This window comes from Solimonas flava DSM 18980, assembly GCF_000426685.1.
In the GTDB taxonomy this organism is placed as follows: Bacteria; Pseudomonadota; Gammaproteobacteria; order Nevskiales; family Nevskiaceae; genus Solimonas; species Solimonas flava.
The window spans coordinates 230962-251506 of sequence record NZ_AUFV01000003.1 but is presented as its reverse complement, the minus strand read 5'-3'; the positions used below and the strand labels follow the sequence as shown (position 1 = coordinate 251506).

19 protein-coding genes are annotated in these 20545 nt (G+C 70.1%); 11 read left to right on the top strand and 8 right to left on the bottom strand.

What is annotated here, in order from left to right; genetic code table 11:
* Positions 1-12 precede the first annotated feature (12 nt).
* On the bottom strand, positions 13-933 hold the full coding sequence (locus K343_RS0106220; protein ID WP_028007310.1) for a LysR family transcriptional regulator: 921 nt from the start codon (positions 931-933) through the stop codon (positions 13-15).
* Between the two features lie 111 nt (positions 934-1044).
* Between K343_RS0106220 and aceE the strand changes: the two genes are divergently transcribed.
* The 5 genes from aceE (at position 1045) to K343_RS21205 (ending at position 7812) form a co-directional block, all read left to right on the top strand.
* Complete coding sequence (aceE, locus tag K343_RS0106215; RefSeq protein ID WP_028007309.1) at positions 1045-3714, top strand: pyruvate dehydrogenase (acetyl-transferring), homodimeric type; 2670 nt, start codon at positions 1045-1047, stop codon at positions 3712-3714.
* A gap of 13 nt (positions 3715-3727) precedes the next feature.
* A complete protein-coding gene (gene aceF, locus K343_RS0106210; RefSeq protein WP_028007308.1) occupies positions 3728-5434 on the top strand; it encodes a dihydrolipoyllysine-residue acetyltransferase in 1707 nt (568 codons plus the stop codon).
* A 145-nt stretch (positions 5435-5579) separates the two neighbouring features.
* Positions 5580-6023: an acyl-CoA thioesterase gene (locus K343_RS21210; protein WP_043112207.1), complete on the top strand. Its 444-nt coding sequence runs from the start codon at positions 5580-5582 to the stop codon at positions 6021-6023.
* 95 nt (positions 6024-6118) lie between these two features.
* Positions 6119-6715 carry a TIGR04211 family SH3 domain-containing protein gene (locus K343_RS0106200; protein ID WP_028007307.1) on the top strand — a complete coding sequence of 199 codons (597 nt, stop codon included), beginning with the start codon at positions 6119-6121 and terminating at the stop codon, positions 6713-6715.
* A 212-nt stretch (positions 6716-6927) separates the two neighbouring features.
* Positions 6928-7812, top strand: a complete 885-nt coding sequence (locus K343_RS21205; protein WP_043112206.1) for a DMT family transporter — start codon at positions 6928-6930, stop codon at positions 7810-7812.
* A 74-nt stretch (positions 7813-7886) separates the two neighbouring features.
* Here K343_RS21205 and K343_RS0106190 read toward each other — a convergent pair whose 3' ends face one another.
* Positions 7887-9704 carry a M1 family metallopeptidase gene (locus K343_RS0106190; protein ID WP_245585131.1) on the bottom strand — a complete coding sequence of 606 codons (1818 nt, stop codon included), beginning with the start codon at positions 9702-9704 and terminating at the stop codon, positions 7887-7889.
* 183 nt (positions 9705-9887) lie between these two features.
* Here K343_RS0106190 and K343_RS0106185 point away from each other — a divergent pair, with 183 nt between their 5' ends.
* The gene (locus K343_RS0106185) at positions 9888-10178 is read left to right on the top strand and encodes a hypothetical protein (protein WP_043112204.1); all 291 of its coding nucleotides are present in this window, start codon (positions 9888-9890) and stop codon (positions 10176-10178) included.
* Between the two features lie 66 nt (positions 10179-10244).
* On the opposite strand, the gene K343_RS0106180 is transcribed toward K343_RS0106185, so the two are convergent.
* From K343_RS0106180 to K343_RS0106170, 3 genes are read right to left on the bottom strand one after another with little or no spacing between them, the layout of a single operon-like run.
* Positions 10245-10808: a YceI family protein gene (locus K343_RS0106180; protein ID WP_028007304.1), complete on the bottom strand. Its 564-nt coding sequence runs from the start codon at positions 10806-10808 to the stop codon at positions 10245-10247.
* Between the two features lie 42 nt (positions 10809-10850).
* Complete coding sequence (locus K343_RS0106175; RefSeq protein WP_028007303.1) at positions 10851-11420, bottom strand: YceI family protein; 570 nt, start codon at positions 11418-11420, stop codon at positions 10851-10853.
* A gap of 18 nt (positions 11421-11438) precedes the next feature.
* Entirely contained in the window at positions 11439-11993 is a 555-nt protein-coding gene (locus K343_RS0106170; RefSeq protein WP_028007302.1) for a cytochrome b, read from the bottom strand.
* Between the two features lie 137 nt (positions 11994-12130).
* On the opposite strand from K343_RS0106170, the gene K343_RS0106165 reads away from it, so the two are divergent.
* From K343_RS0106165 to K343_RS0106145, 5 genes are all read left to right on the top strand, one after another.
* Positions 12131-12658 carry a DNA-deoxyinosine glycosylase gene (locus K343_RS0106165; RefSeq protein WP_028007301.1) on the top strand — a complete coding sequence of 176 codons (528 nt, stop codon included), beginning with the start codon at positions 12131-12133 and terminating at the stop codon, positions 12656-12658.
* A 40-nt stretch (positions 12659-12698) separates the two neighbouring features.
* The gene (locus tag K343_RS0106160) at positions 12699-13592 is read left to right on the top strand and encodes a PhzF family phenazine biosynthesis protein (protein ID WP_028007300.1); all 894 of its coding nucleotides are present in this window, start codon (positions 12699-12701) and stop codon (positions 13590-13592) included.
* Positions 13593-13705: 113 nt separating this feature from the next.
* A complete protein-coding gene (locus K343_RS0106155; RefSeq protein ID WP_028007299.1) occupies positions 13706-14068 on the top strand; it encodes a hypothetical protein in 363 nt (120 codons plus the stop codon).
* A 113-nt stretch (positions 14069-14181) separates the two neighbouring features.
* A complete protein-coding gene (locus K343_RS0106150; RefSeq protein WP_084615725.1) occupies positions 14182-14613 on the top strand; it encodes an MGMT family protein in 432 nt (143 codons plus the stop codon).
* A gap of 348 nt (positions 14614-14961) precedes the next feature.
* Positions 14962-16599, top strand: coding sequence for an ATP-binding cassette domain-containing protein (locus K343_RS0106145; RefSeq protein WP_028007297.1), 1638 nt, complete (start codon positions 14962-14964; stop codon positions 16597-16599).
* A 4-nt stretch (positions 16600-16603) separates the two neighbouring features.
* On the opposite strand, the gene K343_RS21200 is transcribed toward K343_RS0106145, so the two are convergent.
* The 3 genes from K343_RS21200 to K343_RS0106130 all read right to left on the bottom strand — a co-directional run bounded on the left by K343_RS21200 (position 16604) and on the right by K343_RS0106130 (position 20525).
* A complete protein-coding gene (locus tag K343_RS21200; RefSeq protein WP_043112203.1) occupies positions 16604-16870 on the bottom strand; it encodes a hypothetical protein in 267 nt (88 codons plus the stop codon).
* Between the two features lie 114 nt (positions 16871-16984).
* On the bottom strand, positions 16985-18310 hold the full coding sequence (locus K343_RS0106135; RefSeq protein ID WP_028007296.1) for a hemolysin family protein: 1326 nt from the start codon (positions 18308-18310) through the stop codon (positions 16985-16987).
* 151 nt (positions 18311-18461) lie between these two features.
* Positions 18462-20525 carry a M13 family metallopeptidase gene (locus K343_RS0106130; RefSeq protein WP_028007295.1) on the bottom strand — a complete coding sequence of 688 codons (2064 nt, stop codon included), beginning with the start codon at positions 20523-20525 and terminating at the stop codon, positions 18462-18464.
* Between the last annotated feature and the right edge of the window lie 20 nt (positions 20526-20545).

The following is a 20545-nucleotide window of genomic DNA, read 5'->3' as shown; positions in this document are numbered from 1 at the left end:
CGGGTCCGCCGATTATGCCCGGCGCGCGCGGCGCCGCGGCGCCGGCGCCGCCAACTCGCGCACCAGCTCGCGCAGGCGTGCGATGTGCGGCGCCTCGCCGTCGGCGTGGCGATAGATCAGCGCCAGCCGCGCCTTCGGCACCGGCCGCTGGATCGGCCGGAACACGACGCCCTCGGTATGCATGTGCTGCATCGACGCCGGCACGATCGACACGCCGAGGCCGGAGGCGACGAGATTGACGATCGAGGTTACCTGCGAGGCTTCCTGCACGACGCGCGGCGAGAAGCCGGCCTTGCGGCAGGCGGAGACGATCTCGTCGTGCAGACCGGCGCCGACCGTGCGCGAAAACAGCACGAACGGTTCGATCGACAGCGCCAGCAGCGGAATGTGGCGCCGCTGCGCGAGCGCGTGACCGGACGGCAGCGCCACCATCAGGTCCTCGTCGACCACCGTCTCCATGCCGAGCCCTTCGCTGCTGCCGTGGATCGGGCGCACGAAGGCGACGTCCACCGTCTCGTTGCGCACGGCGGCGACCAGACCGGGCGTCGTGCGCTCTTCGAGCGAAAAGGCGACGTTCGGGTAGCGGCGGCGGAACTCGCGGATCACCTGCGGAATCAGAGGATGGAACGGCGCCGAGTTGATCATGCCGACGCGAATGCGGCCGAGTTCGCCGCTGGCGACGCGACGCGCCCGCTCGCAGGCGCTGTCGACCTCGCGCAGGATGCGGCGCGCGTCATCGGCGAAGGCCTGGCCGGCGTCGGTCAGCGCGACGCCGCGCGGCAGGCGCTTGAACAGCGGCGTGCCGAGCTCGCGTTCGAGCTGCTGGATCTGCTGCGACAGCGGCGGCTGGCCGATGCCGAGCGCCTTGGCGGCGCGGGTGAAATGTCCTTCGTCGGCGATCGCGACGAAGTAGCGCAGGTGGCGGAGTTCCATATGCAATACGTATTAAATATGGATTGACGATCTCTCATATATTGGACGTATCGCCACGCCGCGGTCTACAGTCATCCGGTATTGCCTGATCGAGACGGTGGAGGAGCAACGATGCAGACCGACAACAACAAGTCCGTGGACATCGATCCGCAGGAAAGCCGCGAATGGCTCGAAGCGCTCGACGCGGTGCTCGATCGCGAGGGTCCGGAGCGCGCCCACTTCCTGCTGGAGCGGCTGGTCGAGAAGGCGCGTCGCAACGGCGCCTTCATTCCGTTCTCGGCGAACACCGCCTACCTCAATACGATTCCGCCGCATCTCGAGGCGCGCTCGCCGGGCGATCACGAGATCGAATGGCGCATCCGTTCGATCGTGCGCTGGAACGCGATGGCGATGGTCGTCAACGCCAACCGCGAGCATTCGGGCATCGGCGGCCACATCGCCAGCTTCGCGTCGAGCGCGACGCTGTACGACGTCGGCTTCAACCATTTCTGGAAGGGTCCGGATCATCCGGACGGCGCCGATCTCGTCTACATCCAGGGCCACGTCACGCCGGGCATCTACGCGCGCGCGTTTCTCGAGGGCCGCCTCAGCGAGGCGCAGCTCAAGCGCTTCCGCATGGAAGCCTTGCAGCCGGGCCTGCCGAGCTATCCGCATCCGTGGCTGCTGCCGGACTTCTGGCAGTTCCCGACGGTGAGCATGGGCCTCGGCCCGATCACCGCGATCTATCAGGCGCGCCTGATGAAGTATCTGGAGAACCGCGGTCTGGCCAGGGCCGCCGGGCGCAAGGTCTGGTGCTTCTGCGGCGACGGCGAGATGGACGAGCCGGAATCGCTGGGCGCGATCGACATCGCCGCGCGCGAGAAGCTCGACAACCTGATCTTCGTCGTCAACTGCAATCTGCAGCGCCTCGACGGTCCGGTGCGCGGCAACGGCAAGATCGTGCAGGAGCTGGAAGGTACGTTCCGCGGCGCCGGCTGGAACGTCATCAAGCTGCTGTGGGGCTCGCTGTGGGACCCGCTGATCGCGCAGGACCGTTCGGGCAAGCTGCTCGAGGCCTTCAACGAGACAGTCGACGGCGAGTACCAGAGCTACAAGGCCAAGGGCGGCAAGTACACGCGCGAGAACTTCTTCGGCAAATACCCGGAGCTGCGCAGGCTGGTCGAGACCATGTCCGACGAGGACATCGCAAGGCTCAACCGCGGCGGCCACGATCCGCACAAGATCTACGCCGCCTACGCGGCGGCGAGCCGCCACGAGGGTTCGCCGACGGTGATCCTCGCGCATACCGTCAAGGGCTACGGCATGGGCGAGGCCGGCGAGGGCCAGAACATCACGCACCAGCAGAAGAAGATGGGCGAGGACGCGCTGCGCGCGTTCCGCGACCGCTTCCGCATTCCGATCTCGGACGAGAAGATCGCCGAGACGCCGTTCTACAAGCCGGCCGACGATTCGCCGGAGATCCAGTACCTGAAGCAGCGCCGCGCCGCACTCGGCGGCTCGCTGCCGGCACGGCGGCCGATGCGGGTGCAGCTGGAGATTCCGCCGCTTGCGGCGTTCGACAAGATCACCGCCGGCACCGGCGAGCGCGAGATCAGCACGACGATGGCCTTCGTGCAGATGCTGCAGACGCTGTGCCGCGACAAGAACATCGGCAAGCTGGTCGTGCCGATCGTGCCGGACGAGGCGCGCACCTTCGGCATGGAGGCGATGTTCCGCTCGCTCGGCATCTATTCGATCGTCGGCCAGAAGTACAAGCCGGAGGACGCCGACCAGCTCGCGTTCTACAAGGAAGACATCAAGGGCCAGATCCTCGAGGAAGGCATCACCGAGGCCGGCTCGATGTCCTCGTGGCTCGCCGCGGCGACGAGCTACGCCAATCACGGCACGCCGCTGCTGCCGTTCTACATCTTCTATTCGATGTTCGGCTTCCAGCGCATCGGCGATCTCGCCTGGGCGGCGGGCGACGCGCGTGCGCGCGGCTTCCTGCTCGGTGCGACCGCCGGCCGCACGACGCTCAACGGCGAAGGCCTGCAGCACGAGGACGGCCATTCGCACGTCTACAGCGCGACGGTGCCGAACTGCCGCTCCTACGATCCGGCCTTCGCCTACGAGCTGGCCGTCATCATCCAGCACGGCATGCAGGAGATGTACGTCGACAACCACGACGTCTACTACTACCTGTCGGTCTACAACGAGAACTATCCGCACCCGGCGCTGCCGGCCGGCGCCGAGGCCGGCATCATCAAAGGCATGTACCGGCTGCGCGCGGACGAGCAGCCGGGCGAGGCGCACGTGCAGCTGCTCGGCTCCGGCTGCATCCTGCGCGAGGTGATCGCCGCCGCCGACCTGCTGAAGGAAGAATGGGGCGTCAGCAGCGACATCTGGAGCGTGCCGAGCTTCACCGAGCTGGCGCGCGAGGGCCGCGAAGCCGAGCGCTGGAACCTGCTGCATCCGACGCAGCCGGCGAAGAAGAGCTACGTGCAGGAATGCCTCGAAGGCACGACCGGCCCGGTGATCGCGTCGAGCGACTGGGTGCGCGCCTACGCCGAGCAGATCCGCCCGTACGTGCCCGGCCGTTACCATGTGCTCGGCACCGACGGCTTCGGTCGTTCCGACAACCGTCCGGCGCTGCGCGACTTCTTCGAGATCGATCGCCGCTGGATCGTGGTCCGCAGCCTGATGGCGCTCGCCGAGCAGAAGCGGCTGCCGCCGGAGCGCGTCGAGCAGGCGATCAAGATCTACGGCATCAAGCCGGATCGCCGCGCGCCCTGGCTGAGCTGAGGAGAATCCGACGATGGCGAATCAGAAAGTCACGGTCCCCGACATCGGCAACTATCACGACGTGCCGGTGATCGAGTTGCTGGTCAAGGACGGCGACGCGATCGAGAAGGACGCGCCGCTGCTGGTACTGGAATCGGACAAGGCGACGCTGGAAGTGCCGGCGCCGGCGGCCGGCACGGTGCGCGCGCTCAAGCTCAAGGTCGGCGACAAGGTTTCGCAGGGCGCCGAGATCTGCGAGCTCGAAACCGCCGAAGCGGCGGTGTCCGCGCCGGCTCCGGCGCCGGCCGCCGCTACGGCGGCACCGGTCGCAGCGCCGCCGGCCAGCGCCCCGGTCGCGCCCGCGCCGCTGCCGCCCGTTGCCGCCGCGCCGGTCGCTGCACCGGTGCCGGTGCCGGTGCCGGTGCCGGTGCCGGCGGCGGCCGGCGCCGAGATCGATGTGCGCATTCCCGACATTGGCAACTATCACGACGTGCCGGTGATCGAGTTGCTGGTGAAGGACGGCGACGCGATCGAGAAGGACGCGCCGCTGCTGGTACTGGAATCCGACAAGGCGACGCTGGAAGTGCCGGCGCCGGCATCCGGCACGGTGCGCGCGCTCAAGCTCAAGGTCGGCGACAAGGTCTCGCAGGGCGATGCAGTCTGCACGCTGCTCGCCGCGGCCGGCACCGCATCCGCGCCGCCGCCCGCCGCCGCAGCGGAATCGCCGCCGCCGCGCGATCCGGCGACGCCGACCGAGCCGCTGCCGGCCAATCCGCTCGCGATCATCGCCGACACCGCGCCGATCCCGCCGCCGGCAGCCGCCGCGCGCCGCGACGGCGAGGTGCCGTACGCCGGTCCGGCGACGCGCAAGTTCGCGCGCGAACTCGGCGTCGATCTGTTCCAGGTGCACGGCAGCGGCGCCCGCGGCCGCATCCTGATCGAGGACGTGCAGGGCTTCGTCAAGCAGCGCCTCGCACAGCCGCCCGCCGCGGCGCCGGCTGCTGCCGGCGGTGCCGGCATTCCGCCGATCCCGGCCATCGACTTCGCGCAGTTCGGCGCGATCGAGACCAGGCCGCTGGCGCGCATCCGCAAGCTCTCGGCCGCGCACCTGCATCGCGCCTGGCTCAACATCCCGCATGTCACCCAGACCGACGAAGCCGACATCACCGAGCTGGAAGCCTTCCGCAAGGCGCAGAGCGAGGAAGGCGGCGTCAAGCTGACGCTGCTGCCGTTCATCATCAAGGCGGTGACGGCGGCACTGAAGCAGTATCCGGAGTTCAACGCCTCGCTGTCGCCGGATGGCGAGAGCCTGATCCTCAAGCAGTACATGCACATCGGCTTCGCCGCCGATACGCCGAACGGTCTGGTCGTGCCGGTGGTGCGCGACGCCGACCGCAAGGGCATCGTTCAGCTCGCGCAGGAAACCGCCGAGCTGGCCAAGAAGGCGCGCGACGGCAAGCTCAAGCCCGAAGAGATGAAAGGCGGCTGCTTCTCGATCTCCTCGCTTGGCGGCATCGGCGGCAGCTTCTTCACGCCGATCGTCAACGCGCCGGAGGTCGGCATCCTCGGTGTGTCGAAGAGCCAGATCAAACCGGTCTGGGACGGCAAGGCTTTCCAGCCGCGTCTGCTGTGCCCGCTGTCGCTGTCGTACGACCATCGCGTCATCGACGGCGCCTACGCGGCGCGCTTCATCGTGCTGCTGACCAAGCTGTTGTCCGATCTGCGGCGTCTGGCGCTGTAAAGCGCGCGGCGAGAACCACGGCTCGATGGACGGTCCGGCTGCCGGCGCGCGCCTTGCGCCGCGGCCGACATGAAGCCGTGGTTCGTTTCTTGCACCGCGATCGGCCAGCCGATCGGCCAACAGCAGACAGCGAAGAATGCGAACCATGGACTTGCCCAAGCATCAACTGACGATGACCGTGCTGATGACGCCGGACATGGTGAACTTCTCCGGCAACGTGCACGGCGGGCACATCCTCAAGCTGCTCGATCAGGTCGCCTACGCCTGCGCCAGCCGCTACGCCGGCAGCTACGTCGTCACGCTTTCCGTCGACCGCGTCATGTTCCGCCAGCCGATCCACGTCGGCGAGCTCGTCACCTTCCTCGCCTCGGTGAACTACACCGGCCGCACCTCGATGGAGGTCGGCATCAAGGTCATCACCGAAAACATCCGCAAGGATGTCGTGCGCCACGCCAACAGCTGCTTCTTCACGATGGTCGCAGTCAACGAGCAGGGCGAGCCGCAAGCGGTGCCGCCGCTCGTGCCGCAGACGCCCGAGGAACAGCGTCGCTTCGCAGCGGCCGGCCAGCGGCGCGCGCAGCGCAACTGAACGCGCGGTCGCGCCGCGAAGCTGAATCGCGGCTGAAGCGGCAGGCGCGCGTGCGGGTGTTCACTGCGGGATCGCGTTGCTAGACTCGATCCGCCATGAATCGCTCGCTTCTCTCTCTCGCGCTGCTGATCGCGGCGCCGCTCGTGCATGCCCAGTCCGGCACCACGCAATTCATCTCCGATGACATCGCCGTGGTGCTGCGCGAAGCGCCGCGCAACGATGCCGGTTCGCTCGGCAGCCTGCGCAGCGGCCAGAAAGTCACGGTGCTCGAAACGCTCGGCCCCGACAGCTTCGCACGCGTCCGCACCACGGACGGCCGCGAAGGCTGGATGACGGCGCGCTACCTGTCGGCGCAGCCGGCCGCCAAGGATCGCGTCGCGCAGCTGAAGGCCGATCTCGATACCGCACAGAATCAGATCAAGTCGCTGCAGGCCGAGCTGGGCGCGGCCAAGGCGCAGCTCGACAAGGCGCGCCCGGCCTTCGAGCTGGCGCAGGACAACACGCGCCTGAAGGCGGAGCTCGCCGCCAAGGAGCAGGCGAGCCAGGCGCTGCGCCAGCAGTTCGACCAGGAGCGCGCGCGGCGTGCCACGCTGCTGACCGGCGCCGGCCTGCTCAGCGGCGGCGTCGTGCTCGGCCTCTTGCTGCCGTGGCTGATGCAGAGCCGCCGTCGCCGCCGCTACGGCGATTTCTGAGTTCGCGCTGGCGGCGCGCGCCGCCCCGGGTTCGTCGCCTCGCGGCGCCGATTGAGGCGGCGTCACCCGCGCCGGCGCCGACGCGCCTGACTGAGCGCGGCGCCGCCCGCCCGGGCCGGCCGGGACCGATAGCGGTACGCGCTGTCGCGACGCCGGCCTTTTCAAGCGCCGGCCGACGCGGCAAGCTGCGCGCCCTGTCCGCGGGCTCCGCCATGTCGCCCTCCCTCAAAGCCCAGCTGCAAATCCATTTCTGCGTCCTGCTCTGGGGCTTCACGCCGATCCTCGGCAAGGCGATCTCGATGCCGGCGCTGGCGCTGGTGTGGTGGCGCATGCTGATGGTCGCGGCGATCCTGCTGCTGGTGCCGCGCGTCTGGCGCGGCCTGCTGGCGCTGCCGCGGCGCCTGCTCGCCACCTACGCCGGCATCGGCGTGATCGTCGCGCTGCACTGGTTCACGTTCTACGCTGCGATCAAGCTCGCCAACGCCTCGGTGGCGGCGACCTGCCTGGCGCTGGCGCCGGTGTTCCTCGCGCTGATCGAGCCGGTGGTCGCGCAGCGGCGCCCCGACCTGCGCGAACTGGTCGTCGGTCTCGCCGCCGTGCCCGGCGTCGCGCTGGTCGCCGGCGGCGTGCCGCCGGGCATGCTCGCCGGCTTCGCGGTCGGCGCGCTGTCGGCGCTGCTGGTGGCGGTCTTCGGCTCGTTCAACAAGCGCTACGTCGAGCGCGCCGATCCGGTCGTGGTGACGGCGATCGAGCTCGGCGTCGGCGGCGCCTCGCTGACGCTGCTCGCACCGCTGTTCGGCGGGCTGTCGAGCCTGCTGCACGTGCCGGGTGCGCGCGACGCGCTGCTGCTGGCGATCCTGGTCGTCTGCTGCACGCTGACCCCGTTCACGATCTACCTGTTCGCGCTGCGCCGGCTGACGGCGTTCGCGGCCCAGCTCGCCGTCAACCTCGAGCCGCTGTACGCGATCATCCTCGCCGCGCTGCTGTTCGGCGAGCAGCGCGAGCTCGGCGCTTCGTTCTACGCCGGCGCGGCGATCCTGCTCGCCTCGGTGCTCGTGCATCCCTGGCTCGCGCAGCGCGCGCGCCGCCGCGACTGAGGTCCGGCGCAGGCCGGAAACGACGACGGCGCCCGCCGGCGCCGTCGTGTACCGCAGCCGCTACCGCGGCCGTTTCAACCGGCCCGGGCGAGCGTCTTCTCGATCGCGTCCTGCGCGATCGGGTGATAGCGGTCTTTCCACTTCGCGTAGATGGCTTTCGCGCGCACCAGACCGTCCGGCGTCTTCGCCATCTCGCGGTACAGCGGCATGATCAGCAGCATGCGGCCGACCGCGCCGAGGTACTGCTCGACGCCGGCGTCGGCCTTCGCGTAATGGTTGGCGAGGCACTGCTTCCACCAGTGGCTGGCGATGATCTGATTGCGCGTCTTCGAGAAGCCGAACGCCGCATCGAGTTGGTCGAGCTGCGCCGCCGACAGCGTCGGCAGCGTGTCGATGAAGTACTGCCACTGATGCGTGGTCCAGCCCTTGGTGTCGAGCGCCGCGGCCGGCGTCTGGCCGGCGAGCCAGGCCTGGCGCTGCACGTCGACCCGGTCGAAGGCGTCCGACTTCGGCCAGACCGTGTCGGCCGGCATCGTGGGCTGGTGCAGCCAGGCGTCGAGCTCGGCCTCGCTGAGCAGGCCCGGCTTCTGCGCCATCAGCTGCTCGTGCAGGTAAGCGACGAAGTCGGCGGTGCGCACGCTCTGGAACGCGTGGCTGTTGAACCAGCCGTTGAGGAAGCCGTCGATCACCGGCCGCGAGAACTTGGCTTCGAGGTAATCGAGGAACAGGCTGCCGCGCGCGTACGGCACGCCGGACAGGCCGTCGTCCGGATCGCGGCCGACCAGATCCGGCGTCAGCGTCTTGTCGTCGTCGCGCGCGGTCTCGGCCAGTTCCGCCTGCAGGCGGCGCGCCGACAGCACGCGCTCCTGCTGCGCGGCGTCGCGGCCGTAGACCTCTTCGACGATGCGGAAGGTCGCGTGCTCGGTGAAGCCCTCGTTGAGCCAGATGTCGGCCCAGGTCGCGTTGGTGACGAGGTTGCCGGACCAGGAGTGCGCCATTTCGTGCGCGACCAGCGAGACCAGCGACTTGTCGCCGGCGATCACGGTCGGCGAGGCGAAAGTCAGGCGCGGGTTCTCCATGCCGCCGTACGGAAAGCTCGGCGGCAGGATCAGCAGGTCGTAGCGGCCCCAGCGGTACGGACCGTACAGCGCCTCGCAGCGCTCCAGCATCTTCTCGGTGTCCTCGAACTCGCGGGCCGCGGCGTCGACCACGCCCGGATCGGCGTAGACGCCGGTGCGCGGACCGGTCGCGCGGAACGCCAGATCGCCGACCGCGAGCGCGATCAGGTACGAGGGAATGCGCTGCGGCATCTTGAAGCGATACGCGCCGGACAGCGGCGCCTGCGGATCATTGTCGGCGCTCATCACCGCGCGCAGGTTCTTCGGCGTGGTGATGTGCGCGCTGTAGGTCTGCCGCACCTGCGGCGTGTCCTGCAGCGGAATCCAGCTGCGCGCGTGGATCGCCTGCGACTGGCTGAACAGCAGCGGATGCTTCTGGCCGGCGGTCTGCGCCGGCGTCAGCCACTGCAGGCCGGATGCCTGCGGCTGCGTCGCGTAGTGCACGCGCACCCGGTCGGCGCCCTTCGGCATGTGGATGACGAGCGCGCTGCCGAGCACCGGATCGTGCGGCGCCAGCTTGAACGCGGTCTTCGCCAGCGTGCCGTCGTGGCCGGCCTCGACGGCGCCGACATCGAGGTCGCGGGTGTCGAGCACCAGCGTGTCGGCCTTCGGGTTGACGCGCTCGAGCGTCAGCTCGGCGGTGCCGCGCAGCACGCGGTGCTCGAAGTCGACGTCGAGATCGAGCGCCAGGTCGCGGGTGCGGAAGTCCTGCGTGTTGGCGTACGAATGCGGATCGCTGCGCTGCGCAGCCTCGGGCAACGCGATAGTCGACATGGCGGGTCCGGACAGCAGGGCGGCGCTCAGGGCCGCGGGCTTGAGAAGGCGGAACATGGCATCAGGCCTGACGGGGGAAGCGGCCGATCTTAGCGAAGCCGTGCCGTGTCCGCGCCGGGGTTTTCCCGGGCCGCAGGCTGCGCGCATACTCGGCGCGGTCCCGAACGTTCCTGGAGAATCCGCATGCGCCGCCTGCTCTGCGCCGCTTTCATCAGTGTCGCGACGCTGGCCGCCGCCTGCCAGCACACGACGATGAGCGACCCCAAGCCCGTGCCGGGCCACGTCACCGATCTGGACGCGTTCCACCGCTTCATCGGCACCCATCCGACGCCGGAGCAGTTCCGCAAGGCCTACCCGGACGTCACGCTCGTGCTGCCGGGCCAGATCGCGACCCGCGAGTTCCGCACCAACAACAGCCGCTACTTCGCCGAGCTCGGCGGCGACGGCAAGATCGTCGGCGGCAAGTTCATGTAGGCGCGCGCCGCGCAGCAAAAAGGGCGCGTCCTGCGACGCGCCCCTTGCCTGCCGCCGATCGCAGCCTTACTTCTTCACCGCCTCGACCTCGATCGACAGCGTCACCTCGTCGCCGACCGCCGGCACGTAGGTCGTGATACCCCAGTCGGAGCGCTTGATCTTGGCCTCGAGATCGGCGCCGCAGGCCGGCTTCTTGGTCATCGGGTGATCCTTGCAGACGAAGTTCTCGACCTCCAGCGTCACCGGCCTGGTGACGCCGTGCATGGTCAGCTCGCCGCGGACTTCCTCGAGCTTGCCGCCGTCGAACTTGAACTGGCTCGACTTGAACGTGATCGTCGGGTACTTGGCCACGTCGAAGAAGTCCGGCGTCTGCAGGTGCTCATCGAGCTTGGCGACGCCGGTCGAGATCGAGGCGACGTCGATCGTCACGTCGACGCTGCCGGTCTTCTTGGCGAGGTCGATCGTCGCCGTGCCGCTGGTCTTGTTGAACTGGCCGTGGAAGGTCGAGAAGCCGAGGTGGTTGATGGCGAAGCGCGGGAACGTGTGGTTCGGCTCCAGATCGTAGGTGTCGGCCGCGGCGGCGGCGAACGAGGCGCTGGCGAGCAGCGCGGCGACGAGCATCTTCTTCATGCGGGAACTCCTGGGAAACGCGTGGGGGGATGAGATGGCGAGTCAGCGCGCGGCCGGGCCGAGCGTCAGGCTGAACGTGACCGGGACGTCGTCGGCGACGAGGTCGCCCTCGTTCCATTCGCCGCCGCCGATGCCGAAATCGGAGCGGCGCACCGAGAAGCCGCCGGTCGCGAGCAGGCCGCCGTCGGCCTGCGCGGCGGTGGTCAGCGGCACGACGATCGGGCGCGCCTTGCCGCGAATCGTCAGCACGCCGCTCACTTCGTAGCGGTTCGGCGCCGGGCTTTTCACCGCGGTGCTCCTGAACGTCGCTTTCGGGAAGCCGAGCTTGTCGAGCCAGGGCTTGTCGACGGCGATCGCGTCGGTATCGGCGTCGCCGGTCGTCAGGCTGGCGATGTCGACGATGACCTCGGCCTTCGAGGCTTCCGGCCGGGCCGGATCGAGATCGATCGTCGCCTCGAACTTGCGGAACTGCCCGGAGACGGTGACGCCCATTTCCTTGACGCTGAAGTCGATGCGGCTCTTGGCCGCGACCAGCGGCCGCGGCGTGGCCAGGGCGAGACCACAGACGGCGAGCAGGCCGGCGGCGACGGCGGTACGGACGTGCAGGGACATGAACGGTTCTCCTCTGGATCAGGACCGGCGGCGCCACTGCGGCAGCATGCGCCGCAGCACGTCGTCGCGATCGACGAAATGGTGCTTGAGCGCCGCCGCCGCGTGCAGCGCGACCAGCGCCAGCAGCAGCCAGGTCAGCGCCTCGTGCACCTCGGTCAGCGCCTGGCCGAGCGCGGCGTTCTTGCCGAGCGCGTCGGGAATCGGCAGCACGCCGAGGTAGACGGTCTGGAAACCCTTGGCCGAGCTCATCAGCCAGCCGGACAGCGGCACCGCGAACATCAGCAGGTAGAGCAGACGATGCGCGATCTCCGCGACCTGCCGCTCCCAGGCCGCCATGCCCGCCGGCAGCGGCGGCGGGCGGTGGCCGAGGCGCCAGGCCAGACGCAGCGCGGCGAGCGCGAACACGGTGACGCCGATCCACTTGTGATAGTTGAAAAGCCTGAGCTTGGTCGGCGACAGCTTCAGATCGACCATGGTCCAGGCCACGGCGTAGGCGGCGACGATCAGCAGCACGACCAGCCAGTGGCCGAGCTGGGCCGGTGCCGTGTACTGCGTGCGCGGTGCCGTCGCCATGCCGCCTCCCGATTCGAAGTGCGACGATGCTAGAACTGCCGGCCTCGCGCCGATAGCGAGGATTTTCGGCAGGCTCATTCAAGAACCCTGAACGATAAGCCAAACTCCGAAGCCGCAACTGACAGTCCGGTCATCACATGCACTGCGAGAGTTTTCCGCCCGCCGCGCGCGCCGACGCGCGCGTCCTGATCCTCGGCTCGATGCCGGGACAGGCGTCGCTGCGCGCGCAACAGTACTACGCGCATCCGCGCAATCTGTTCTGGCCGTTCATGGGCGAGCTGTTCGGCGCCGGGCCGGCGCTGCCGTACGCGGCGCGCCTGGCGCGCCTGCAGGAACACGGCGTCGCCGTCTGGGACGTGCTCGCCGCCTGCGTGCGGCCCGGCAGTCTCGACGGCCACATCGCGCGCGACAGCGAGGTCGGCAACGATTTCGCCGCGTTCCGGCGCCGGCATCGCCGGCTGGAATGCGTCTGCCTGAACGGCGGCAAGGCGGCCGAAGCGTTCGCGCGGCACGTCGTGCGCGCGGCGCCGGCGCTGGTCGCCGACCTGCGCGTGCAGACGCTGCCGTCGACCAGCCCGGCCAATGCCGGCCAGCCGCGTGACGCCAAGCTCAAGGCCTGGCGCGAGGCGCTGGCGCCGTACTCGCGCGGTTCAGGCGCGGCGTAGGACAATAGCCGGCCCGTTTCCCCCGCCCCCAGGTGTTGCCATGACGCTGCGCTTCCACACGCTCGACGTTTTCACGACCCAGCCGTTCGGCGGCAATCCGCTCGCCGTGGTGTTCGGCGGCGATGCCCTGACGGCCGTGCAGATGCAGCGCATCGCCCGCGAGTTCAATCTTTCCGAAACCGTGTTCGTGCTGGCGCCGACGCTGCCGCAGGCGCTGCACCGCGTGCGCATCTTCACGCCCGCGCGCGAGCTGCCGTTCGCCGGCCACCCGACCGTCGGCGCCGCCTGCCTGCTCGCCGAGCTCGGCCTGGCGCCGAAGGGCGCGGAGGTCAGCTTCGTGCTCGAGGAAGGCGTCGGCCCGGTGCCGGTGCGCGTGCGCCGCACGCCCGGCGAGCCGATGTATGCCGAGCTGAGCGTCGCCAAGCTGCCGGAGTACGGGCCGGCGCCGGACGTCGGCGCGGTCGCGGCCGTGCTCGGCCTCGAAGCCGGCGATCTCGGCAGCGGCGCCGAGGCGCCGCGCGCCGTGTCCTGCGGCGTGCCCTTCGTGCTGGTGCCGCTGCGCGCGCCGGAACTGCTCGCCGCCGTCGACTTCGACGCGGCCGGTGCCCGCCAGCGTTTCGCCGGCGCCTGGGCCTCGTCGTTCTACGTCTACGCGCGCGGCTACGAGGGCGAGCTGCGCGCGCGCATGTTCGCGACCGACATGGGCATCGCCGAGGACCCGGCCACCGGCTCGGCGGCGGCGGCGCTGGCCGGCGCGCTCGCCAGCGAGGCTGGCAGCGACGGCACGCACGCCTGGACCCTGCACCAGGGCGTCGAGATGGGCCGGCCGAGCGTGCTGCACATCGCCGCCGACCGCGTCGGCGGTCAGGTCAGCGCGGTGCGCGTCGGCGGCCACAGCGTGCTGATCGCCGACGGCACGTTCGGCGCCGTCTGAAGCCGGGCTCAAGTCGGCCGCGAGCCGGCCGACAACCCGATCAGACTTTTTCTTACAGGGGCTGTCGACAACGGCGGTCTCAAAGCCAACGTGCGCCGGCCGCAAACCTCATCATGGAGACGACCCCGCACATCCTGCCGGCCTACGGTTCGCACGACGAGTTCAGCGCCCAGATCGAGCGCGTCGAGACGCTCGTGTTCAACGCCCTGCTGATGCCCCGCGACGGCGCCGCGCCGTACGGCGCGCGCGCCGTGATCGTGTCGCGCACTGCCGCCGGCCAGCACTGGCTGCGCGTCTGCGAAGGGGCCGACGAGCGCTGGATGCGCTGGACCGAGCAGCGCCGCCTGCGCATGCAGTTCGGCCAGACCTACGCGGAGGCGCTGGCGCAGGCTTGGATCGCGCGCTGGGAGCGCGAGGGCTGGCAGGTCGAATGGAGCCAGCGCCGCGATGCGCTGCCGGCGGAAGCGGCGGCCTGAGCGAAGGTCGCATCGGCATTGCGGTTGGGGAAGCGTGGGGGAAACAGAGCGGCGCCGGGCGCAGGCCCGGCCGCGGCCTTTTCGCCCGCCGGGCGCTGCGGCAAGCTGCGCGCATGTCGAAAACCGTCCCTCGTAAAGCCGGTCCGCGCGCGGCCGGTCCGCTGCGGCCCGCGACAGCGCCGGCGTCGCGCGCCGCACTCGCGCCGCCGCTGACGCTCGCCGAACGCCACGCCGCGATCTGGGCGACGATCCGCCGCATCCCGCGCGGCAGGGTCGCGACCTACGGGCAGGTCGCCGATCTCGCCGGCTTCGCGCGGCAGCCGCGTCTCACCGCGCAGGCGCTGCGCCACGTGCCGGACGGCATGGACCTGCCGTGGTACCGCGTCATCAGCGCGTCCGGACGTTCGTCACTGCCCGGCGAGGCCGGCCAGCGCGAGCAGCGCCGCCGCCTCGAAGCCGAGGGCGTGATCTTCGACGCGCGCGGCCGCGTCGATTTCGAGCGCTGCCGCTGGCGTCCGCGCGGCGACGCGCCGGTGCTCGACTAGGCGCCCCCGAAGAAGTTCATGCCCCGTCGTGGCGAGGCGCCGCCGGCGACGCCCGACGCCAGGGGCGTCTGGGGATCGCCACGGCGTCCGCGCGGCCAGGTGCGACGCAGCGATGCAGACCTTCCCGGACGACGCACCGCGCGGCCGCGTCGCGAAGGCTTGGCCGGCGCGCCTCGTGCGGGCGCTGCCCCCGTCGCGGCGCCGGCCGGCGCGCGGCATACTGCGCGTGCCCCATTCGCGCCCCCGCCGGAGATTGGTCCGATGCTCCTCTGAAGCCCCCGCCGTCGCCATGACGGCTGCATTCGCGCCACGCGCCTGCGTGGCCGGCACGGGTTTCGAGGACATCGCATGGGCACTTCGCACGCTTCCATCACGCTGCACGGCGTTTCGTACCGGCTGCCGGACGGCCGGCCGCTGTTCGACGGGCTGCACGAGCATTTCGACGCGCGCCGCACTGGCCTGGTCGGCCGCAATGGCATCGGCAAATCGGTGCTGGCGCGCCTGCTCGCCGGCGCGCTGGCGCCGACGCAGGGCCGTGTCGAGCGCCGCGGCCGCATCCACTATCTCAGCCAGCAGATCGACGTACCGCCGGCGCAGACCGTCGCCGGGCTGGCCGGTCTGCACGGCGCGTTCGAGGCGCTGCGCCGCATCGAGGCCGGCAGTAGCCGCAGCGAGGACTTCGAGGCGCTGGCCGACCGTTGGGACCTGCGCGCGCAGCTGCGCCAGGCGCTCGTCGACGACGGGCTCGCGCATCTCGACGCCGACACGCCGGCGGCGCGGCTCAGCGGCGGCGAGCGCGCCAGCGTCGCGCTGATCGGGGCGCGCCTGTCGGGTGCCGAGCTGCTGATCCTCGACGAGCCCGGCAATGATCTCGACGGCGTGCGTCGCCAGCGTCTGGGCGCCTGGCTGCAGCGCTGGTCCGGCGGCCTGATCCTGATCAGCCACGACGGCGCGCTGTTGCAGGCGATGGAGGGCATCGTCGAGCTGTCCGCGCTGGGCCTGCACCGCTACGGCGGCGACTACGCGTTCTACCGGCAGACCCGCGCCGACGAGCACGCGCTGGCGCAGGCCGAGCTGGCGCGCCGCCAGCACGAGCGCCGGCGCGGCGAGCGGGAGATCAGCGCGCAACGCGAACGGCTCGAACACCGCGCGGCGCGCGGCGCCAGACAGGCGGCGACCGAGAATCAGGCGCCGATCCTGCTCGGCCTGCGCCGTCAGCGCAGCGAGGCCAGCGCCGGCCGCCACCGCGCGCAGCGGCAGGCCCGGCAGGCCGATCTCGCGCAGCGCGTGCGCGAGGCGGCGGCGCAGGTCGAGGCGGCGGCCCCGGTGCTGTTGTTCGCGCCGGACGCCGGCGGCGCCGGCGCCGGCCGCATCGCCGAGCTGCGCGCGGTCGAGCTGCCGTATCTGGCCGGCGCCGCCCGGCGCATCGAGCTGTGCATCCGCGCCGGCCAGCGCATCGGCCTCATCGGCGCCAACGGCAGCGGCAAGTCGACGCTGCTGCAGGTTCTCGCCGGACGCCTTGCGCCGCTGGCCGGCGTGCGCGCGCTGCGCGTGCCCGGCGCGTACCTCGACCAGACGCTGTCGGGTCTCGACGCCGGGCGCTCGGTGTTCGAGCAGCTGCGGGTCGCGAACGCGCGACTGGCCGACGGCGAGCTGCGCACGCGGCTGGCGCTGCTCGGGCTCGACGCCGCGCGCGTCGTCCAGCCCGCGGCTGCGCTCAGCGGCGGCGAGCGTGTGAAGGCGGCCTTGGCGCTCGCGCTGTACGCCGAGCCGGCGCCGCAGCTGCTGCTGCTCGACGAGCCGGACCGTCATCTCGATCTGGCGGCGCGCCAGGCGCTCGCCGCGATGCTGCGTCAGTATCCGGGCGCGCTGCTGGTGGTCTCGCACGACGCCGCGCTGCTCGACGGCCTCGGGCTCGACACACGGCTGCAGCGCTCGGCCGGCGGCTGGGCGATGACGCCGTGGCCGCACGCCGCGCGGGGCTGAGCGCTCAGCGCTCCGGTGCGGCGTGACCCGGCAGCGCCGGCCGTCCGTCCGGCGGCGGCGCCGACGGCCGCAGCGCCAGGCGCCCGCCGTGCTTCTCGCAGACGCCTTCGATGGTGTGCTCCTTGGTCGTGAAGCTGACCAGGTCGCCGGCGTTGCGGCCGGCGCAGGCCGCGTAGGCCTCGGCGGGCGGTTCCGGCGCCTTGCCTTCCGGTTCGGCGTGGACGGTTGCGGTCAGCAGCAGCAGGGCGGTGGCGCAGTATCGGGCGTTCATGCGGGTCTCGGGTGCGGGGCGGCGGCTCAGTGACAGCGGCTACCTCGCACGTGTTCGCGTGCGGGTGCAAGCCGTCGTTGCAAATGGTTACAGAGCGTTTCCGCCGTGCGGCGCTCAGCCTTCGTGTTCGAGATCGTCGCCGTGCGGCGGCGCGGTCACGCGCAGGCGTTCGATGCGCGGACCGGCGACTTCCAGCACTTCGATCTGCAGGCCGTCGGCGTCGACCACGTCGCCGCGCTGCGGCAGGCGGTCGAGCGTCTGCATGACCAGGCCGCCGATGGTGTCGGCGTGGCCGGACTCGATGTCGCGGCCGATCATGCGCTCCAGCGTGTAGATCGGCAGCCAGCCCGGACCCTCGTAGGTATGCGGACCGGTCTCGACCCAGTCTTCCTTGCGGCGGTGGAACTCGTCCTGGATGCTGCCGAAGATCGCTTCGAGGATGTGTTCGAGCGTGATGAAGCCGATCACCGTGCCGAGCTCGTCGGTGACCAGCGCCAGATGCGGCAGGCCGCGCCGGAAGCGCCGGAACAGCTTCTGCGCCGGTTCGTCGCGGGTCACCATCGGTACCTCGCGCAGCAGCGGCTGCAGGTCGCTGAGGTTCGGGTTGTCGAGCAGCGCCGGCACCAGATCGCGCACATGCAGCAGACCGAGATAGCGGTCGTCCTGCTCGCTGTCCTTGACCGGGTAGCGCGAGTAGCGGTGCTGGGCGACCAGCGCGAGCTTGGTGCGGATGTCGTCGCGGATGTCGATCGCGACGAGGTCGAACACCGGCCGCATGAGGTCGCCGGCGGTCAGCTCCGGCAGGTCCAGCGTATGCGACAGCGCCTGCGCCTGCGCGCTTTCCAGTTCGCCGTGACGGTGGCTGGCGAGCAGCAGCTTGCGGATCTCGTCGGCCGAGTGCGGCTCCTCGCCTTCCTCGGTCAGCTGCATGCGCATCGTGCGCAGCACGAGGTTGGCGCTGCCGTTGAGGATGGCGATGAACGGGTACATCAGCCAGTAGAACAGGAACAGCGGCAGCGCCGTCCACAGCGACACCACCTCGGTGCGGCGGATCGCGATCGACTTCGGCGCCAGCTCGCCGAGCACGATGTGCAGGAACGAGATCACGCCGAACGCGATCGCGAACGACACGCTGTGCAGCACCTGCTCGGATTCGATCCCGAGCGCGCTCAGCAGCGGCTCGACGAGGCGCGAGAACGCCGGCTCGCCGAGCCAGCCGAGGCCGAGCGAGGCGAGCGTGATGCCGAGCTGGCAGGCCGACAGATAGGCGTCGAGCCGGTGGCGGACCTTGTACAGCGTGCGGCCGAGGAAACCGCGTTCCTCGGACAGTTCCTCGGCGCGCGTCAGCCGCAACTTGACGATGGCGAATTCGGCGGCGACGAAAAAGCCGTTGATGAAGACCAGCAGGACCGCGAGCAGCGTCAGCGCGAAATCGTTCATTCAGGAGCGGCCGGCCGCATGCACGGCGGGCCGCGAGGCAATGGAGACGCCCGGATTATCCGGAGCGGGCCCGCCCGAGCGCAAATGACGCCATGAAAAAGCCCGCGCTGCCGGGCGGCAGCGCGGGCTTCGGATGACGCTTTGCGCGCCGTTACCAGATCTTCACGCGCTTTTCCGGGGCCAGATACATCTTGTCGCCGGGTTTGACGTCGAAGGCCGGATAGAACGCCGGCACGTTGACGACCACACCGTTGCAGCGGAATTCGGACGGCGAGTGCGGATCGGTCTTGAGGCGGTTCAGCAGGTTCTGGTCGGTGTACTTGCGGCGCCAGACCTGGGCCCAGCCGATGAAGAAGCGCTGGTCGCCGGTGAAGCCGTCGAGCACCGGCGCCGGCCGGCCGTTCAGCGACAGCTGGTAGGCCTGGTAGGCGATCGACAGGCCGCCGAGGTCGCCGATGTTCTCGCCGATCGTGAAGGCGCCCTGCAGGTGCTGGCCCGGCAGCGGCTCGTAGGCGTCGTACTGGGCGATCAGCGCCTTCGTGCGCGCCTCGAAGTTCTTGCGGTCCTCGTCGGTCCACCAGCTCTTGAGGTTGCCGTCGCCGTCGAACTTGCTGCCCTGATCGTCGAAGCCGTGGCCGATCTCGTGGCCGATCACCGCGCCGATGCCGCCGTAGTTCACCGCGTCGTCGGCGTTCATGTCGAAGAACGGCGGCTGCAGGATCGCGGCCGGGAACACGATCTCGTTCTTCAGCGGGTTGTAGTAGGCGTTGACCGTCTGCGGCGTCATGCCCCACTCGTCGCGATCGATCGGGCCGCCGAGCTTGGCCGTCTCGCGATGATGCTCGACGAGGTGCGAGCGCATGACGTTGCCGACCAGATCATCGGCTTTCACTTCGAGCGCCGAGTAGTCCTTCCACTTTTTCGGATAGCCGATCTTCGGATCGAAGGTCGCGAGCTTGGCGAGCGCTTTCTGCTTGGTCGTCTCGGTCATCCAGTCGAGCGACTGGATGCTCTGCTGGTAGGCCTTCAGCAGGTTCTGCACCAGCGCTTCCATGCGCGCCTTGGCCTCGGGCGGGAAGTACTTGGCGACGTAGAGGCGGCCGAGCACCTCGCCGAGCGCGCCTTCGGTCGCCTCGACGCCGCGCTTCCAGCGCGGCTGGTTTTCCTTGACGCCGTTGAGCGTGCCGGCGAAGAACGCGAAGTTCTCGTCGACGAAGGGCTGCGACAGGTACGGCGCGTAATTCGTCAGCAGCTGCCACTGCAGGTAGACCTTCAGCGTCGGCAGCGCGGTGGCGCCGATGATCTTGTCCCAGGCGCTGAAGAAGCTCGGCTGGCTGATGATCAGGCCCGGCGACTTGCCGATGCCGGTGCCGTCGATGAAGGCTGTCCAGTCGAAGCCCGGCGTCAGCTTGGCGAGATCGGCGAAGGCGACCTTGTTGTAGGTGTTCTCGGCGTCGCGCGAGGCGACTTGCGTCCACTGCGCCTCGGCGAGCCGGGTCTCCAGCGCCATGATCGCCTTGGCGCTCTTCGCCGCGTCCGGCAGCTTGGCGAGCGTCAGCATCTTCTCGATGTGCGCCACGTACGCCTTGCGGATCGCCTCGAACTTGTCGCCCTTTTCGAGGTAGTAGTCGCGGTCCGGCAGCTGCGTGCCGCCCTGGCTCAGGTAGACGATGTACTGCTTGGAGTCCTTCGCGTCCGGCTCGATGTAGCCGGGGAAGGTCGGCACGCCGATCGTCTCCAGGTGCGCCAGCAGCGCCGGCAGCTCCTTCCGGTCCTTGAGGGCGGCGATGGTCGCCAGCTCGCCTTCGAGCGGCTGCAGGCCCAGCGTGTCGGCGCGGGCTTCGTCCATGAACGCGGCGTAGAAGTCGCCGGTCTTCTGCTCGTCCGAACCCGGCTTCTTGTCCGGGTTGGCGGCGGCGGCTTCGATGATCTCGCGCAGGTGCAGCTGGGCGTCGTCGGCGAGCTTGGTGAAGGCGCCGTAGTTCGACTTGTCGGCCGGGATCTCGGTCTTCTTCAGCCAGGTGCCGTTGATGTGGCGGTAGAAGTCGTCCTGGGCGCGCACCTGCGGATCGAAGTTGGCGGTCTCGATACCGGAGCCCAGGGCCTTCTGGTCGACGCTGGCCGGCGCCGCCGGCGCCTGCGAGGATTTGCCGCAGGCGCCGAGCAGGCTGGCGCCGAGGACGGCACTCACGGCGCCGAGCACGAATACACGCATCGCAGGAACTCCATCATCGG

What these genes read in the sequence shown, in the direction of transcription:
- K343_RS21205 (WP_043112206.1), top strand. Translation starts at nt 6,928, where the DNA reads ATGTCGCCCTCCCTCAAAGCCCAGCTGCAAATCCATTTCTGCGTCCTG.
- K343_RS0106180 (WP_028007304.1), bottom strand. Translation starts at nt 10,808, where the DNA reads ATGAAGAAGATGCTCGTCGCCGCGCTGCTCGCCAGCGCCTCGTTCGCC.
- K343_RS0106155 (WP_028007299.1), top strand. Translation starts at nt 13,706, where the DNA reads ATGGAGACGACCCCGCACATCCTGCCGGCCTACGGTTCGCACGACGAG.
- K343_RS0106145 (WP_028007297.1), top strand. Translation starts at nt 14,962, where the DNA reads ATGGGCACTTCGCACGCTTCCATCACGCTGCACGGCGTTTCGTACCGG.
- K343_RS0106185 (WP_043112204.1), top strand. Translation starts at nt 9,888, where the DNA reads ATGCGCCGCCTGCTCTGCGCCGCTTTCATCAGTGTCGCGACGCTGGCC.
- K343_RS0106150 (WP_084615725.1), top strand. Translation starts at nt 14,182, where the DNA reads ATGTCGAAAACCGTCCCTCGTAAAGCCGGTCCGCGCGCGGCCGGTCCG.
- K343_RS0106135 (WP_028007296.1), bottom strand. Translation starts at nt 18,310, where the DNA reads ATGAACGATTTCGCGCTGACGCTGCTCGCGGTCCTGCTGGTCTTCATC.
- K343_RS0106160 (WP_028007300.1), top strand. Translation starts at nt 12,699, where the DNA reads ATGACGCTGCGCTTCCACACGCTCGACGTTTTCACGACCCAGCCGTTC.
- K343_RS0106220 (WP_028007310.1), bottom strand. Translation starts at nt 933, where the DNA reads ATGGAACTCCGCCACCTGCGCTACTTCGTCGCGATCGCCGACGAAGGA.
- K343_RS0106165 (WP_028007301.1), top strand. Translation starts at nt 12,131, where the DNA reads ATGCACTGCGAGAGTTTTCCGCCCGCCGCGCGCGCCGACGCGCGCGTC.
- K343_RS0106200 (WP_028007307.1), top strand. Translation starts at nt 6,119, where the DNA reads ATGAATCGCTCGCTTCTCTCTCTCGCGCTGCTGATCGCGGCGCCGCTC.
- K343_RS0106170 (WP_028007302.1), bottom strand. Translation starts at nt 11,993, where the DNA reads ATGGCGACGGCACCGCGCACGCAGTACACGGCACCGGCCCAGCTCGGC.
- K343_RS0106130 (WP_028007295.1), bottom strand. Translation starts at nt 20,525, where the DNA reads ATGCGTGTATTCGTGCTCGGCGCCGTGAGTGCCGTCCTCGGCGCCAGC.
- aceE (WP_028007309.1), top strand. Translation starts at nt 1,045, where the DNA reads ATGCAGACCGACAACAACAAGTCCGTGGACATCGATCCGCAGGAAAGC.
- aceF (WP_028007308.1), top strand. Translation starts at nt 3,728, where the DNA reads ATGGCGAATCAGAAAGTCACGGTCCCCGACATCGGCAACTATCACGAC.
- K343_RS21210 (WP_043112207.1), top strand. Translation starts at nt 5,580, where the DNA reads ATGGACTTGCCCAAGCATCAACTGACGATGACCGTGCTGATGACGCCG.
- K343_RS0106190 (WP_245585131.1), bottom strand. Translation starts at nt 9,704, where the DNA reads ATGTCGACTATCGCGTTGCCCGAGGCTGCGCAGCGCAGCGATCCGCAT.
- K343_RS0106175 (WP_028007303.1), bottom strand. Translation starts at nt 11,420, where the DNA reads ATGTCCCTGCACGTCCGTACCGCCGTCGCCGCCGGCCTGCTCGCCGTC.
- K343_RS21200 (WP_043112203.1), bottom strand. Translation starts at nt 16,870, where the DNA reads ATGAACGCCCGATACTGCGCCACCGCCCTGCTGCTGCTGACCGCAACC.